Source organism: Vibrio sp. Vb2960, assembly GCF_033337665.1.
Taxonomy (GTDB): Bacteria; Pseudomonadota; Gammaproteobacteria; order Enterobacterales; family Vibrionaceae; genus Vibrio; species Vibrio alginolyticus.
In genome coordinates, this window is record NZ_JAWORD010000001.1 from 257611 (window position 1) to 273790 (window position 16180).

The 16180-nt window shown below is 45.4% G+C and carries 12 protein-coding genes; 10 read left to right on the forward strand and 2 right to left on the reverse strand.

The genetic code is table 11. The annotated features are described in order from the left end of the window. Positions 1-75: 75 nt before the first annotated feature. Complete coding sequence (locus tag R7O03_RS01050; RefSeq protein WP_225477507.1) at positions 76-2484, reverse strand: beta-mannosidase; 2409 nt, start codon at positions 2482-2484, stop codon at positions 76-78. A gap of 303 nt (positions 2485-2787) precedes the next feature. Between R7O03_RS01050 and R7O03_RS01055 the strand changes: the two genes are divergently transcribed. After that, entirely contained in the window at positions 2788-4374 is a 1587-nt protein-coding gene (locus R7O03_RS01055) for a BCCT family transporter (RefSeq protein WP_005373846.1), read from the forward strand. Between the two features lie 62 nt (positions 4375-4436). Here the strand turns inward: R7O03_RS01055 and R7O03_RS01060 are convergent, their stop codons facing one another. Further along, positions 4437-5165: a UTRA domain-containing protein gene (locus tag R7O03_RS01060; RefSeq protein WP_005387087.1), complete on the reverse strand. Its 729-nt coding sequence runs from the start codon at positions 5163-5165 to the stop codon at positions 4437-4439. Positions 5166-5375: 210 nt separating this feature from the next. On the opposite strand from R7O03_RS01060, the gene R7O03_RS01065 reads away from it, so the two are divergent. The 9 genes from R7O03_RS01065 (at position 5376) to R7O03_RS01105 (ending at position 15898) form a co-directional block, all read left to right on the forward strand. After that, positions 5376-6443, forward strand: coding sequence for an ABC transporter substrate-binding protein (locus tag R7O03_RS01065; protein WP_005373851.1), 1068 nt, complete (start codon positions 5376-5378; stop codon positions 6441-6443). A 12-nt stretch (positions 6444-6455) separates the two neighbouring features. Beyond that, the gene (locus R7O03_RS01070; RefSeq protein WP_005373854.1) at positions 6456-7280 is read left to right on the forward strand and encodes an alkaline phosphatase family protein; all 825 of its coding nucleotides are present in this window, start codon (positions 6456-6458) and stop codon (positions 7278-7280) included. After that, a complete protein-coding gene (locus R7O03_RS01075) occupies positions 7277-8167 on the forward strand; it encodes an ABC transporter permease (RefSeq protein ID WP_318131307.1) in 891 nt (296 codons plus the stop codon). Before R7O03_RS01070 ends, R7O03_RS01075 begins: the two co-directional genes overlap by 4 nt. 2 nt (positions 8168-8169) lie before the next feature. Beyond that, positions 8170-8958 (forward strand): ABC transporter permease, encoded by a 789-nt coding sequence (locus R7O03_RS01080; protein WP_176311437.1) that lies wholly within the window; start codon positions 8170-8172, stop codon positions 8956-8958. Continuing rightward, complete coding sequence (locus R7O03_RS01085; protein ID WP_005373862.1) at positions 8955-9974, forward strand: ABC transporter ATP-binding protein; 1020 nt, start codon at positions 8955-8957, stop codon at positions 9972-9974. Before R7O03_RS01080 ends, R7O03_RS01085 begins: the two co-directional genes overlap by 4 nt. A 2-nt stretch (positions 9975-9976) precedes the next feature. Further along, on the forward strand, positions 9977-10636 hold the full coding sequence (locus R7O03_RS01090; protein ID WP_318131309.1) for an HAD family hydrolase: 660 nt from the start codon (positions 9977-9979) through the stop codon (positions 10634-10636). Between the two features lie 192 nt (positions 10637-10828). After that, positions 10829-11485 (forward strand): TetR/AcrR family transcriptional regulator, encoded by a 657-nt coding sequence (locus R7O03_RS01095; protein WP_213891515.1) that lies wholly within the window; start codon positions 10829-10831, stop codon positions 11483-11485. Further along, complete coding sequence (locus R7O03_RS01100; protein ID WP_213961023.1) at positions 11472-12800, forward strand: efflux RND transporter periplasmic adaptor subunit; 1329 nt, start codon at positions 11472-11474, stop codon at positions 12798-12800. The genes R7O03_RS01095 and R7O03_RS01100 overlap by 14 nt, the downstream gene beginning before the upstream one ends. Then, the gene (locus R7O03_RS01105; protein WP_318131311.1) at positions 12797-15898 is read left to right on the forward strand and encodes an efflux RND transporter permease subunit; all 3102 of its coding nucleotides are present in this window, start codon (positions 12797-12799) and stop codon (positions 15896-15898) included. The genes R7O03_RS01100 and R7O03_RS01105 overlap by 4 nt, the downstream gene beginning before the upstream one ends. Positions 15899-16180 lie beyond the last annotated feature (282 nt).

A 16180-nucleotide genomic window follows, 5' to 3' on the forward strand; every position in this document is an offset into this window, starting at 1 on the left:
ACGGATACTTGGTAACTAAAAAGGGAGCAAACGCTCCCTTTTTAGTTATCAGCATATAGATGTTCTATGCCCGCTTTAATCATTAAGGTGGCATACCCTCAACGACTGCTGCATACCTGAAACATCATCACCTAAATACTCAACCGTCATTGGAACCTTGGCCAACAGAGTAAAACTAGAGTCACTGAACCTTCCATCAGCGTCACTCTCCAAATGAACAAAAAACGCAGGCTTATCCGCAATCAATGTAATTCGCCTCCCTTCAATAGAGACACCTATATTGGCTTTCGCTATCGGCAAGGTTTTTAGCTCATGAGTACTAAACCATGTGTTGCTTATTCTGTCTTCACCGATTTGCGCTTCAACATAGAAGAAGCCTGACGTAAGTTCGTCCTTCTCGATCGATTCATCCAATTGCCACAAAATCGTATTGCTGTCTGCTATGACTGTTTGTTCTAAGCTCCAACATTGCTTTTCTTCCCCTTGCCAATCTACCCACTTGAGCAATGCGTTGACGCTTGCGGACTCTTTGGCATCATTGAGCAAATGTAGGCTCAACTCGCCTGTATGCTCGGAAAATACCAAATACTGCGGCGCAAAAAAGCGTTTTGCATGGTAGTGCAACTGCTTCCATCGACCACTGTATTCCAAACTAGACCAAGAACTGACAGGCCAATTGTCGTTGAGTTGCCAGTACAGCATGCCGCGACAAACTGGAGAAATGGCACGCCAATGATCGCATGCAGTTTTGATCGCGATTGCCTGCTGAACTTGACTTAAATACAGCATGCTCTCAAATCCAGAGGGAAAACGAAAATAGCGCGTGAACATCTCTGTGATAATACTATTACCACGAGGGTTCTTCTGATGTTGTTCGAAAGCTGGGGATGTAATATTCCAGTCTTGCTCAGGGACAAACCGCTTAACTTCAGCAAAAGATGGCCAAGATTGAAAACCAAACTCAGAGCAAAAACGAGGATTCACGTCAAGGTAGGCACTGAATGATTTTCCTGAATGCCAAACGTCCCAAAAGTGCATATCGCCTTTACTATCATCATGCCACGCATCACCGAAATCCAGTTCACCATTACATGGGGAACTTGGCCAGAAACGGCGAGTGCTATCTTGCTCGGTAATCTCCTTCTCAATCATGCGGTTGAGGCGATCGTAGTTAACCGTGTATTTGACTTTACTGCGCTTAGATTCGTCATACCAACCAATAGCTCCAATCACTTCATTGTCACCACACCAAAGTGCGATTGATGGGTGCTCCTTGAGCCTCGGGATTTGGAATCTAAGCTCTTCTTCTACCTCTTTTAAAAACTCGTCGTTTGATGGGTACAACGAGCAGGCGAACATCATGTCTTGCCACACCAACAAGCCAAGTTCATCACAAAGGTTATAAAAGATTTCACTCTCGTACTGACCACCGCCCCATACGCGAATCATGTTCATGTTGGCGTCAACCGCACTTTGCAAAAGGTTGCGATAACGTGTTTCGCACTCTCGCCCCGGCATTGCGTCAATAGGGATCCAGTTGGCACCTTTAGCATTAATCGGTACGCCATTGACGATAAATTCCATTGCAGAGCCGTGCTCATCAGCTTGATTATTTAGAGTTAACTGACGCAAACCAATGTTGTGCGTTAACTTTTGCTCTCTGCAAGAAATGGTAATGGGATAGAGATACGCTTCGCCATAACCCGATGGCCACCAGCGTTGAGGCTCCAAAATGTGGAACTGGCAATGATAGTGACCACTTCCTTTTGTTTGAATACATTGACGCTCACCATTAAATTCAACCATCATTTCATGGCGTTGACTGTCCGTTTCCACTTCAACTACTACATCAAGAAACACACTCCCATCGGCTTGCCATTGCTGCTCTGTCGAGAAGCCTTTGAGCCAAAGCTCATTCACAATGTCGATTTGAATGGGGTCGTAAATACCCGATACCATCAAGCAAATGCCCCAGTCCCATCCGGAATGGCACTGTGTTTTGCGGATCAAGTTCATGTGTGGAATTTGGTTGTTGCCCATTGCCGATGGAATAGGAAATGGCAGTTTTTTTGCTCTTGCGATACCTTCTAAATCCACCCGAGCAAACTCAACCCGAATCGTGTTAGTACCTTGCTTTAAATGCGGTTTAATATCCACACGTTGCTGGGTAAACATGTTGCTGCAAGTTAGTGCTAACTCACCATTAACATAGAAGGTTGCCAAGGTATCGACACGAGTTAGCGTCATCCAAATTTGCTTGGCAGACAACGTAAACGCGTCGACGTCAAACTCACGTGAGATATGCCACTCACACTCTTCAATCCATCGAACTTTGTTTTCATTATCGGCAAAATAAGGATCTGGAATCTGCTCTGCTTGTAAAAGCGCCGACACATTATCGCCCGGAATAAACATTGGAATTTCAAGATTGGGGCGCTGTGGCGAGGTAAGCATCCACTGCCCGTTAAGTTCGAAGTGAGCCATCGAGTTAAACCTTAGCTTGGGAAAAACATGTTTTCTCAATGTAATCCTGATAATCCCATGCAAAAACAAGGGAAATGTTAATTACATACGAAATGCGGTGCATTTCACGTAAAAACTCTTTCTTTTGATCTCTACCCAAAAATCAGCAACTTGGCTAACCTGTTAAAAATTAATCGAAATCTAAGGTTATATTTGCAACTTCGACATGTTAACATCATCGGCTTTTTGAACATCCTCACACTTTTCGTTGAAACGATGTGAGGGGAAATGCACGGCTTCATAGCCCTAAAAAGCGAAGTAATTATGTCAAATATGACGAATGCCGCCTCCCACACAGCGCCTATTCAGGATGCTGACTATTCTGCTATTCATCCCCCATCTTTACTCAAGCGCCTCGAACTCACCAATCCTGTCTTTTGGTTAAGTGGTAGCTTCCTCACTCTATTCGTTTTACTTGCTCTAACGAATACCGACTCTCTAACCGCAATGGTTAACACCGGCTTCGGCTTTGCTACTAAATATTTCGGAGCTTACTGGCAAGTACTGCTTCTTCTGAATTTCCTAATTGGTTTGGCTCTTGCGTTTGGTCGCACTGGTTATGTGCGCCTAGGTGGTCTAGCGAAACCTGATATTGATAACTTTAAGTGGTTGTCAATCGTACTCTGTACTCTACTTGCAGGTGGTGGTGTGTTCTGGGCCGCTGCTGAGCCTATCGCGCACTTTGTGACTGCTCCGCCTCTATACGGGGAAGCCTCACCGAAAACTGCCGCAATCAATGCCCTATCTCAGTCTTTTATGCACTGGGGCTTCTTAGCTTGGGCGATCCTTGGTGGTCTATCTTCCATTGTCTTAATGCACTTGCATTACGATAAAGGCCTGCCTCTTAAGCCGCGTACTCTGCTTTACCCTGTTTTTGGTGATAAAGCCATTAAAGGCTGGATTGGTGATGTTGCTGACGCATGTAGCATCATTGCCGTAGCAGCAGGAACCATCGGTCCTATCGGCTTCTTAGGTTTACAAATTAGCTACGCGCTAAACTCATTGTTTGGCCTGCCAGATACGTTCGTAACGCAAAGCATGGTTATCATGGCGGCGATCCTGATGTATACCCTTTCCGCACTGAGCGGTTTGAGCAAGGGTATTCAAATCGTCAGTCGTTACAACATCATTTTGTCTGTGCTATTAATTGGTTACATCCTGTTCTTCGGGCCGACAAGCTTTATCGTTGATGGCTACGTGCAAGGCGTTGGTCGTATGGTGGATAACTTCTTCCCTATGGCACTTTACCGTGGTGATACAGGCTGGCTAAGTTGGTGGACAGTATTCTTCTGGGGTTGGTTTATCGGTTATGGCCCAATGATGGCGATCTTTATTGCTCGTATCTCTCGTGGTCGTACAATTCGCCAATTAATCATGTCTATTAGCATCGCGGCACCGCTGATTACTTGCTTCTGGTTTAGTATCGTTGGTGGCAGTGGCCTTGCGTTTGAACTTGATAACCCTGGTTTGATTTCATCTGCGTTTGAAGGCTTTAACTTGCCTGCAGCACTGCTAGCGATTACTGGTGAATTACCTTACCCAATGATCATTTCGGTTCTGTTCCTGATCTTAACGACAACATTTATCGTGACGACGGGTGACTCGATGACTTACACAATCAGTGTAGTGATGACGGGCTCAACAGAACCAAACGCAGTGATTCGCTCGTTCTGGGGGCTGATTATGGGTATTGTCGCTATTGCGCTTATCTCAATGGGCTCTGGTGGTATTTCTGCATTGCAGTCTTTCATTGTAATTACTGCCGTGCCTGTGTCTTTCATTTTGCTGCCAAGCATTTGGAAAGCACCCGGCATTGCAAGCAGAATGGCGAAAGAGCAAGGCCTCGTTTAAACCGCCTCTCTAACCAATATGCGAAAAAGAGCCCTTCATTGGGCTCTTTTTAATTCTGCGCTTTATCCTACGCTATCAATGCGAATCATCACGGCGTCTGGACGCCAATACTCGAATTCGCAGTCCATTAAATGCCCATCTTGTTTGTAGTTTACCCGCCGAATTTTCAGAACGGGTTGTCCTTCAGCTAGGTTCAACGCCTTAGCGACATGAGCAGGAGCTGACGTTGGAATCACATCAAAACGAGAGCGCTTTGTCTCGTAACCATACTTCTCACGATAAATGCCCGTCAGGGACATGGTGAGGTTCTCAGACAATATACCCTCAAACAGTGCCGCTTTGAGCACGTTCTCAACAAACAATACCGCTCGCCCATCAATAAAACGTAACCGTTCAATTACATAAATTGGGGTAATTCGCTCCACCTCTAACGATTTGGCATACTCACCTGCGGCCATTTCACTTCGCACGTTGAGTAACTTAGTTTCTGCAATACGATGCTGCTCTCGAATCATCTGATGGAAGTGAGAACGAGACAACGGGTTGTAACAGATACGCTCAGGAGATACATACCAACCCCGGCGCTCTTCTCGATAAATAAGACCTTCCGTTTCCAAAGACACCAACGCATCTTTGATAGTGATTCGAGTTGTAGAAAACAGCTCACTGAGCTCTCTCTCTGACGGCAGTTTTTGTCCTTCCGACATGATGCCGGAAAGAATCTGCTGTTTTAAGCTGCTTCTAATTTTTCCTAATTGGGTACCAAATTGTCCGGTGCCTGTCGCTCTCATTCTGATCTAGTCCAACGATAATTTGACGAATAACATAAGGCGTTTACGTAACAAAAAAATGACATTAATCAACAGAACACATACTGAACGTATGAAATATAAGTGCCATATAAAATCAGCAAAACTGTCAAATTACTTGCGCTAAATCGTCACATTCCATCCATAGCATACAAAGCGAACTTACTGACCTAGTCCAGAAGGATGGAGACAATGAAAACTTTGCTAAGTCGTTCAATTACCGCACCAGCGGCAATCATTGCGGTAACGCTCGCTACGCCAACAGTAGCGAAAGAAGCCGATATTGAATCTTTGGTAGCAGCAGCACAAAAAGAAGGGGCGGTTTACAGTGTTGGTATGCCTGACAGTTGGGCAAACTGGAAAGACACTTGGGCTGATTTAAAGTCAAATTACAACCTTAAGCACCAAGACACGGATATGAGCTCGGCTCAAGAAATCGCAAAATTCGAAGCTGAGAAAAAAAACGCGACCGCAGACATTGGTGACGTAGGCTTTGCCTTCGCACGTGTAGCGGTTAAAAAAGGCGTCACTCAGCCATATAAACCAACAACTTGGAATGACATCCCAGATTGGGCAAAAGACGAAGATGGTCATTGGGCACTTGCTTACACTGGCACTATTTCTTTTATCTCCAACAATAACCTCGTAAAAGACGCGCCAAAAACGTGGGATGACCTATTAAAAGGCGACTACAAAGTGACCGTAGGTGACGTAGGCGTAGCAGCACAGGCAAACAACGCGGTTCTCGCCGCAGCGTTCGCCAACGGTGGAGACGAATCCAACCTCAAGCCTGCGCTCAAATTCTTTTCTGAACTCGCGAAGCAAGGTCGTCTTTCATTTACCGATCCGAACATCGCCAACCTAGAAAAAGGCGAAGTGGAAGTGGCGATCATGTGGGACTTCAATGCATTGAACTACCGCGACAAAATTGACCGCGACCGCTTTACAGTGAGCATTCCTCAAGATGGCTCTGTGATTTCTGGTTATACAACCATAATCAATAAATACGCGAAGAACCCTAATGCAGCAAAGCTTGCTCGTGAATACATCTTCAGCGATCAAGGGCAAATTAACTTAGCAGAAGGTTATGCGCGTCCAATCCGCACCAACATCACACTGCCTCAAGCAGTGCAAGACAAGCTAATTGCTAATGACCAATACAGCAATGTTCACCCAGTGACTGACTTCTCAGCTTGGGAAAAGTCCGCACGTAAGCTGCCACGTCAATGGCAAGAAAGTGTCTTAATCCACCAGCAATAAGAGTAAGTCGTTATGAGCAATAAGGTCATCCTTGTTGTTCTAGATGGACTGAACTATCAGGTAGCCCGTGATTGCATGGGCTACCTCAATGGTCTTCTAGAACAAAGTCGTTCCCAACAAGAAACTCGCGCAACGCTTTATCCTGTGCAGTGTGAGCTGCCCTCTATGTCTCGCCCACTTTATGAGTGCATTTTAACGGGCGTTCGCCCTGTAGAAAGCGGCATCGTAAACAACAATATCGTTCGTCTATCCAAACACGATTCCATTTTCAGTTTGGCAAAAGCCCAAGGAAAAGTGACCGCTGCGGCTGCCTACCACTGGGTAAGTGAGCTTTATAATCGCGCGCCATTTGAACCTGTTCGCGATCGTTTCACGCATGATGAAACCCTGAATATCCAGCACGGCTGCTTTTACCATTGGGATCATTATCCTGATGAAGCCTTGTTCCTGGACGCAGAGTATTTACGCCGCAACTATCAACCTGATTTCTTACTGATCCATCCGATGAATATCGACGATACAGGACATAAGTTTGGCCTAGACTCTCGCCAATACCGCAATTGTGCGCGAGGTGCAGACATTATTCTTTCCAACTACATCGATCAATGGCTTGCTGATGGGTATCAAATCATTGTGACCAGCGATCATGGCATGAACAACGATCTTTCTCACGGTGGGATTTTACCTGAAGAGCGAGAAGTTCCCCTGTTTGTCATTGGTGATAAGTTTACCCATCAAGATTGTCATATTAAGCAAACTGATATTTGTGGCACCGTTTGTCAATTGCTAAACCTTGACCACACGAAGCCATACACTCAGGAATTGTTAGCACTATGAGAAGTTCAGTCCTCTCCCCTAGCTCTAGCGAATCACGCTCAAATTTGGCAAGTACTTGGTTAAAGCGCTTTAAGCCAGCCATTTGGTTGGTGCCTTTCGCGCTGTTTTTCTACCTATTTCAACTCGCACCGATGATTTGGGTACTGTTAAACAGCTTTATCTACGATGGCGAGTTTGCCTTCGATAACTACATTGAAGTGCTCGGCTCTGCCTTTATGATGCAGGCGTTTGGCAACAGTTTGTGGTTAGCTGTATGGTCGAGCATTTTTGGCTTAGCCATTGCGACTCTGTTGGTCTCTTCTCTACGCAGAGTCGATTCTAAAGTCCGCGACGGTGTGATTGCGTTTACGAACATGAGCAGCAACTTTGCAGGCGTACCTCTGTCATTCGCTTTTATCATTATTTTGGGCACCAATGGGGCGATTACCCTTTTGCTCAAGCAGTATGGCTTACTCGGTGATTTCGACCTTTATGGTAAATGGGGTCTGCTGGCCATTTACATCTACTTCCAAATCCCGCTGGCGGTGTTGTTGCTCTACCCTGCGTTCGACGCGTTGAGTGATGATTGGCAAGCTGCTGCTGCGCTACTGGGAGCCAAAACATCACAGTATTGGGCGAAAATCGCGCTGCCAGTGCTCTCACCAGCCTTATTCGGTACCTTTATTATCTTAATAGCCAACGCAATTGGCGCTTATGCGAGTGTTTATGCGCTGACCTCCGGTAACTATAACGTCATCACAATTCGAATTGCGAGTCTGGTATCGGGAGACCTGTTCCTTGAACCTAATCTCGCCGCTGCAATTTCGGTGATTCTAATGGCGTTACTTGCCTTTATCACAGTGATTAACCAATGGCTCATTTCGAAAAGCTATGCAGGTAGGAAGTAGTCATGAACAACGTTAATAATCGATTCCATAAAACGGTGGTTTATTCCATTGTTGGGATCATGCTCATCCCGATTTTAGCGACCTTTGTCTATTCGCTTTCATCACGCTGGGGTGCCACGGTGCTTCCAGATGGTTTCACTTTTGATTGGTACGTTAAATTGCTGACCGACCCACGTTTTTTGCAAGCATTTGGGCGTTCGCTGTTTATTTGTATTGCTTCGCTAACCCTCAGTGTGATTCTAGTTCTGCCAGCGATATTCGTGGTGTTTTACTACTTTCCAAGGCTCGATAAGCTCATGAACGTATTGATTTTGCTACCATTCGCTGTACCACCAGTGGTGTCCTCCGTCGGCTTGCTTCAACTTTATGCTGACAGTGAAATCTCCCTTATCGGTACTCCTTGGATTCTAGTAGGTACTTACTTCACCATCGCGTTACCGTTCATGTATCGTGCGATTTCTAATAGCTTCGAAGCAATTAACCTTAACGATTTAATGGACGCTGCACACTTGCTAGGGGCAAGCACAACCAAAGCGTTTTTGATGGTCATTTTACCTAACCTCAAAAAAGGACTGATGGCATCGCTTTTCCTTTCATTTTCATTTCTATTGGGAGAGTTTGTGTTCGCCAATATTTTAGTCGGCACACGTTATGAAACCCTGCAAATCTACTTGTATAACATGCGTCAGACGAGCGGCCACTTTACGTCTGCCTTAGTGATGACCTACTTCCTATTTATTTTTTTACTGACTTGGTTGGCAAGTCGTTTCAGCCGAGGAGTCAAACAATGAGCTACGTAACAGCGAAAAATCTGACTAAACGTTTTGGTGATAACACCGTATTTGAGGACATTCACTTTAACATCGAGCAAGGTGAATTCATTACGCTTTTGGGCCCTAGCGGTTGTGGTAAATCGACACTACTTCGCAGCCTTGCTGGGCTTAACCCTGTCGATGGAGGCGAGATTTGGGTAAACGGAGAAGATATCACGCATCAAGTCCCGCAAGAGCGTGGTATTGGGATGGTCTTTCAATCGTATGCGCTGTTTCCCAATATGACCGTCGAAGGCAACATTGCATTTGGCTTAAAAATGAAAAAGCTTGCGAATGATGATATTCGACGTGAAGTGGCTAAAGTCATCAAACTGGTGGATCTGGCAGGTAAAGAAAAACACTATCCGCATCAACTTTCTGGCGGTCAGCGCCAGCGTGTCGCACTCGCTCGAGCGTTGGTGGTGAAACCTCGCATATTATTGCTTGATGAGCCACTTTCTGCGCTTGATGCCAAAATCCGCAAACACCTTCGTCAGCAAATCCGAGACATTCAGAAAGAGATGAATCTCACCACTATCTTCGTAACTCATGACCAAGAAGAGGCGATGATTATGTCTGATCGTATCTTCCTAATGAGTAAAGGGGAAATTGTTCAAGCAGGAACACCTGAAGAAATTTATACTCATCCTGCTAACGAGTTTGTGGCCGGTTTCATGGGGCACTACAACCTTGTAGAGGCCAATAAAGCCAAGCAACTCTTCAACATTGATACCGAATGGAAAGTAGCGATTCGCCCAGAGTCTATATATGTAAAAGAGCAAGGTCGTCAATATGATAGCCACATCTCAGCGCCACAAGTAGGTACGATCACCAACCACCAGCTTCTAGGTAATGTTATTCGCTATCAAGTGAACGTTGAGGAGTGTGAGCTCACTGTTGACTTGCTTAACCGCTCTTCAGAACGCTTACTAGCGAATGGCAGCCAACTAGAGCTACTCTTTAACCTAAACGAAATTCAACCAGTGAGAGCCTAAACATGTCCAAACCTTTGTATGTTTTTGATATGGATGAAACCCTAATAAACGCTGACTGCGCAATGATTTGGAACGAGTTTATGGTTGATAGAGGCATCGCGACTGATCCTTTATTTATTATGGAAGATCAGCGTCTAATGGCCTTGTACTCTGAAGGCAAAATGGACATGGAAGACTATCTAGCGTTCTCCATGAAGCCACTAGAAAACATGCCGATTGAAGAGGTAAATGCCTTGGTTGAAGAATGTGTTGAAAGCCATATTTTGCCTAAACAGTTCCCTCAAGCCAAAACCCTGATTGAGCAACTGTCTCGTGATGGTATAGATATGGTTATCATCTCTGCCAGCGTCACTTTTTTGGTGGAAGCCGTTGGTCGCCGTCTTAATATTCCAACCGCACTCGGAATTGATTTAATCGAGAAAAACAACCGTTATACTGCTGAAATCGACGGTATCCCGAGTTATCGTGAAGGCAAAGTCACGCGATTAAAACAGTGGCTAGAAAATCAGCCTGAGCGTTATTCCGAAATCCATTTCTATACCGATTCAATCAACGATTTACCGCTTTGTGAATACGCGAACTACGCTTATCTGGTAAATCCATGCCCACAACTAAAAGAACACGCCAACAGACCGAATTGGAGTGTGTTAAGTTGGGGGTGAGCTAGCCTCACAAGACCGTTCTTCCTAAGTAAATACTTTTCTATTTGTTCAAAGAGCAGTTCTTTCTGCTCTTTTTTACTTCTCTTCATCACAAATTAAACACTTGATTAAATACTGATTAATTTTTCACATGTCACATGAGAAATCAGCGTCTTATAATTAATCAAATGTTTAATATTTTGAGAGAAGATTGTGACGGAAGCGCATCGAAGGGCGGGAAGACCCACAGATAATATCGACGCAAGGGAAAAACTGATTTTCCATGCGCGCGAACTCTTCACCATTATGGCTTATGACAAGGTCTCTACTCGCCTAGTCGCGCAGAAAGCAGGCGTGAACGTGGCGATGATTCGTTACTACTTTGGCAACAAAGAAGGCTTGTTCGAGACCATGTTGCGCGAAACACTGTCACCGATGCAAAAGCAGATGCAGACGTTGGTATCCAACAGTAACGAGCAAAACTTTCTCGATCTAATGCGTACCTACTACCGCGAAATGATCAAGGTACCACAGTTCCCACGCTTAGTTGCCCAAGTTATGAATATGCCCCCATCGGAAACCCAACGCAAACTGCTCGAAAAGGTCTTCGCAGATATCAGCAAGCCAATGCAAGGCGTGATCTTTGATAAGTTGATCGACAGTGGCGTTTTACGAAAAGACGCCGACCCTCAACTTTGTCGCGTCTCTTACATAAGCTTAATGGTGTTTCCTTTTATGGCACCACCAGCACTGCTCGCCATTCATGGCATTGAACTTTCAGAAGCCTTCTTGAACCGATTATTCGAACACAACATACAACTGATGAAACATGGATTTTTAGACTCGGGCGACCAATATGAAAATGAATAAAAAGCTGCTGTTCTTTCCTGCCCTTGCTGTTGGGGTCGTCATTCTGTTTTTAGCGATTAGCCTCAAGCCAGATTTGCCCGTAAAGCCTGCGGGTGATCGTGCAAGGTTGGTCGAGACAATTCCTCTTGAGCTCAAAGCAATTGCACCTGTTGCTATTGGCTTTGGTAAAATCGCTCCGAAAGTTGAATGGAAAGCGATAGCCGAAGTGACCGGCAAAGTGGTTTACCGTCATCCGCAACTGGAAAAAGGACAAGTGCTGCAAGCAGGAACGGAAATCTTGCGAATCGACCCACTCGATTACGAACTGAAACTGGTTCAAGCTCAAGCCGATCTCAAATCTGCCCAAACCTCTCTGGCTAAGCTGAACCAAGAAGAAGCGAATCTCAAAAGCACCCTCAAGATAGAAGCCAACCGTCTGGTCATCGCCAACAAAGAGTTAGACCGTAAGCAAAACCTACGTAAAAAAGGCCTAACGTCTCAATCGGATGTAGATCAGCAAGAGCAAAGCGCGCTCTCTCAACGTAAGTTAGTACTGGATATTGAAAATCAAATTGGTTTGATGCCGGATGAGAAACGAGTCGCGGAAGCCCTAGTTAAAGTTAATGCATCAAAAGTGGATGAGGCCGAACGCTCGCTTGATAAAACCATCATCACGCTTCCTTACGATTTGCGTATTGCTGACGTAGAAATTGAGAAAAAGCAAGTGGTTAACCTCCAACAAACCATGGTGACAGGACATGGTATTGATGTCATGGAAGTGGAAGCTCAACTATCCATTCATGACATGCAAACTTTGGCGGCGAGCATCGGTGAGTTTGTCCGCGATGAATCTGGTATTCCACAACCTGATATGAATGCGATTCATGCCAACATTGAACTCAGCAGCGGTAACCTCTCTGCAAGCTGGCCTGCGAAAGTTGCACGCATCAGTGAAACGGTTGATCCAAGCCAAGCGACTGCCGGTGTGATTCTGGAAATTGAACAAGACTACCGTGCATTAAACCCAACGTCTGCGCCTCCATTGGTGAACGGCATGTTTGTGCGTGCCTTGATTGAGGGACAAGAGAACCCGAGTTGGGTCATCCCAGAGCGTGCGCTTCATGGCGATAAGATTTACCTGATGGGAGATGACAACCGTCTGCAAGTCGTCACGGTTGAAGTGTTATATCGTCGCAATAACCAAGTGGTGATCGATGGTGAACTAGAGCAAGGTCAGAAGCTGATCATCAACGATTTGCTGCCTGCGATTAACGGCATGCTATTGAAAGAGTCACCTGACCAGTCAGAAACGGCTATTGAGGAGTCTGATTCATGATCCGATTCTTCGCCAAGCATCCAACAGCAGCCAACTTGCTGATGCTAACGCTGCTGATATTGGGGATTTCTTCACTTTCCACGATTAAGCGTGAAACTTTTCCTGAGTTTGATCCGCCCTACATCCTAGCTGGTGTGGTTTACCCCGGCGCTTCCCCTCAAGAGGTAGAAGAGAGCATCTGTATCCGAATGGAAGATGCTGTCGATGGCCTTGCCAACATTAAAGAAACTCAGTGTGAAGCGATTGAAGGCTCTGCGCGTCTTATCTTAAAACTGAATGAAGAAGCCGACATCGGCCGCATGCTGGTTGATGTTCAAACTCAGATCAATTCGATAAACGACTTCCCTCAAGAAATTGAGTCTCCTGTGGTCCAAGAGCTAGATTGGAATGAGCCAGTTGTGGATGTCGCCATCACCGCAGATACCACATGGCCAGAGCTAAAAGCGTATGCCGAACAGCTTAAACGCACGTTAAAAATCGATTACGATGTCTCTTTGGTTGAAGTTGCTGGCTTCTCTGACCACCAATACCGAGTAGAGTTAGACACTCAAGCTATCCGACAACTTGGTTTGAGTGTTGGTGATATTGCGGAGCAGATTGGTCGTCAAAACGTCAAGTTGCCAAGTGGTAATGTCGAAACACCAGATAAGAACTTTCTGATCCGCTTCGACGAACGTCGCGTTACGCCAGAAGAACTTGAGACTATCGTCGTGGGCTCTGGTCCAAATGGATCAATCATCCGTCTAAGAGACATTGCGACGATTACCGACCGGTTTGAATTGGACGAACAGAAAGTCCTCTTCGATGGTCACCCTTCTGCCCTACTAAAAGTCAGCAAAAACAAAGAAGATGACGCACTGCGTATCAAGGAACGGGTTGCTCAATTTGTAGAAGAACAACAAGCTATCGCGCCAGACGGTGTGATGCTACAAATGACCAATGACCTTTCATCCGTACTTTGGGATCGCCTGACCATGATGGTCAAAAACGGTTGGCAAGGTATCATTCTGGTCTTCGCCACCATGTGGTTGTTCTTTAGTTTTCGCTACTCTTTTTGGGTCGCGGCTGGTTTGCCCGTTGCCTTCTTGGGTGGGTTATTTTTGATGGCGCAACTTGGCCTGTCCATCAACATCATGTCTTTGGTCGGGTTACTCATGGCCATCGGTATCATGATGGATGACGCCATCGTTATTGCCGAATCGATTGCCGCTCACCTCGACCGAGGAGAAGAGATCGATGATGCCGTAACTAAAGGGGTGAAAAAGGTACTGCCGGGGGTAATTTCTTCCTTTTTAACTACGGTGTGTATTTTTGGTAGCTTATTATTCCTGCAAGGTGAAATGGGTGCGGTACTTAAAGCAGTTCCTCAAGTTCTGATCCTCGTATTGAGCTTAAGTTTGGTGGAAGCCTTCTTGATCCTACCTAACCACCTTTCTCATTCACTGCATAAACAAAAGCAAGAGCGAAAGACACCGAAGTTCAAACAAAAGCTGCTCGCTTCTTTTGAAAACTTCCGCAACACCACCTTGGTCAATGCAGTGGATAAAGTGGTCGAGTATCGCTATGCCTTTATGGGTGGCGTGGTCGCCTTGCTTCTTATCTCCGCAGCCACGTTAGTAGGTGGTTTACTCAAGTTCCAACCCTTCCCTGAACTGGATGGCGACATTGCAGAAGCGCGTATTATTCTTCCTCCGGGTTCTTCTCTGTCTCAAACGGAAGCTGTCGTCGATAAGATCGTCGCTTCCGCTCAAAAGCTAGATAAAGAATGGACAGAGAAAGTGGAAGACGGCAATCCATTGGTTCTGCACATCACCAGTCAATTCAATGCTAACGCCGACGCGAATGAATCTGGCCCTCACATTGCCACGGTACGTCTGGATTTGCTGGGCGCCGAGAGTCGTAACACACTCATCGATGAATTTATCGACGCATGGCGTGAAGACATTGGTGAACTTGCCGATCCTATCTCGTTGGTATTTAAACAACCGACCATGGGGCCAGGTGGACGAGCGATTGAAATTCGAGCGAAACATGATGATCTGGATGCGCTCAAAGCGGCCTCTATCGACATTCAGCAATACTTGAATGAGTTTGACGGTGTCCATGGCGTGTTGGATGACATGCGTATGGGTAAAGAAGAAGTCTTGGTTAAACTGCGTCCGGGTGCAGAAGCTTATGGGATTAACGGCCAACTCATCGCCAATCAATTGCGCGCGGCTTTCTTTGGCCAAACCGCAGACGAAATCCAAGTTGGGGTTGAAAACATTTCCATCGAAGTTCGCCTTGATAAAGCGCAAGCTGGTGACTTACAGCAATTGGCAAACTTCCCAATTATCTTGTCCGATGGCAGTCAAATTCCACTCGCGACCATTGCGACTTTGGATTTCCAACGTAATTACGTAAGAATCCAGCGCATCGATGGCTTGCGCACTGTGAGCGTATTCGGCAATATCGACAATACGAAAGCCAACTCAACCGCCATTATTCGTCAGTTCCAACAAGATGAAGCGCCAAAACTTATGCAAAAGTATTCTGGTCTTCGCTTTGATTTTGAAGGTGAAGCCAAAGATACCGCTGAAACTGGCGCATCAATGGGTAAAGGCTTCTTGCTTGGTTTGTTTGGCGTGTTTGCGATTCTGAGTTACCAATTCCGCAGTTATTTGGAACCATTCGTCGTAATGCTTGCGATTCCCCTCGCCTTTATTGGCGTGGTATGGGGACACATCCTACTCGGTCACTCATTAAGTATGCCAAGTATGATGGGCTTTGTCTCACTAGCGGGGATTGTGGTGAATGACTCGATTCTGTTAGTTCAGTACATAAGCCATCATGTGGATGAAGGGGATAATGTGCATGACTCGGTAGTCAAAGCCAGTCGGGAACGCTTTAGAGCAGTATTCCTAACATCAATGACCACTGCAGCAGGTTTGCTTCCGTTACTGACTGAAACCAGTTTGCAAGCACAGGTTATTCAGCCACTGGTTATCTCCATCGTGTTTGGTATCTTTGCATCCACTCTTCTGGTGTTGTTTATGATCCCTGCCGCGTATGCCATTTTAGCTGACTTCGGCCTAGTCCATAAGCATGAAGAGATCTAAAACGACTGATAAGTAAACTTATCAAAATGAACAAGAGCGGCTTAGGTCGCTTTTTGTTCAACACCAACACGTTAAAAAACACAATCACTTAACAAACAGAGAGTTATTGTGTCTCATTAAGTGTGAATATGAACAGTTAAGGATTAAGTATGTTGAGTTTTATATAACCAAATCAAATAACCAACACAAGATTTATAATATGTCTTATTGTCAAAAACGGAATTTCACAGAGTAAAAATACACGTAGGCAACACATTCACAATTTAAACTCACGATAATGAA

Excerpts from the sequence above, each read along its gene's own strand:
- R7O03_RS01050 (WP_225477507.1), bottom strand. The coding sequence starts at position 2,484 with ATGGCTCACTTCGAACTTAACGGGCAGTGGATGCTTACCTCGCCACAG.
- R7O03_RS01055 (WP_005373846.1), top strand. The coding sequence starts at position 2,788 with ATGTCAAATATGACGAATGCCGCCTCCCACACAGCGCCTATTCAGGAT.
- R7O03_RS01060 (WP_005387087.1), bottom strand. The coding sequence starts at position 5,165 with ATGAGAGCGACAGGCACCGGACAATTTGGTACCCAATTAGGAAAAATT.
- R7O03_RS01065 (WP_005373851.1), top strand. The coding sequence starts at position 5,376 with ATGAAAACTTTGCTAAGTCGTTCAATTACCGCACCAGCGGCAATCATT.
- R7O03_RS01070 (WP_005373854.1), top strand. The coding sequence starts at position 6,456 with ATGAGCAATAAGGTCATCCTTGTTGTTCTAGATGGACTGAACTATCAG.
- R7O03_RS01075 (WP_318131307.1), top strand. The coding sequence starts at position 7,277 with ATGAGAAGTTCAGTCCTCTCCCCTAGCTCTAGCGAATCACGCTCAAAT.
- R7O03_RS01080 (WP_176311437.1), top strand. The coding sequence starts at position 8,170 with ATGAACAACGTTAATAATCGATTCCATAAAACGGTGGTTTATTCCATT.
- R7O03_RS01085 (WP_005373862.1), top strand. The coding sequence starts at position 8,955 with ATGAGCTACGTAACAGCGAAAAATCTGACTAAACGTTTTGGTGATAAC.
- R7O03_RS01090 (WP_318131309.1), top strand. The coding sequence starts at position 9,977 with ATGTCCAAACCTTTGTATGTTTTTGATATGGATGAAACCCTAATAAAC.
- R7O03_RS01100 (WP_213961023.1), top strand. The coding sequence starts at position 11,472 with ATGAAAATGAATAAAAAGCTGCTGTTCTTTCCTGCCCTTGCTGTTGGG.
- R7O03_RS01105 (WP_318131311.1), top strand. The coding sequence starts at position 12,797 with ATGATCCGATTCTTCGCCAAGCATCCAACAGCAGCCAACTTGCTGATG.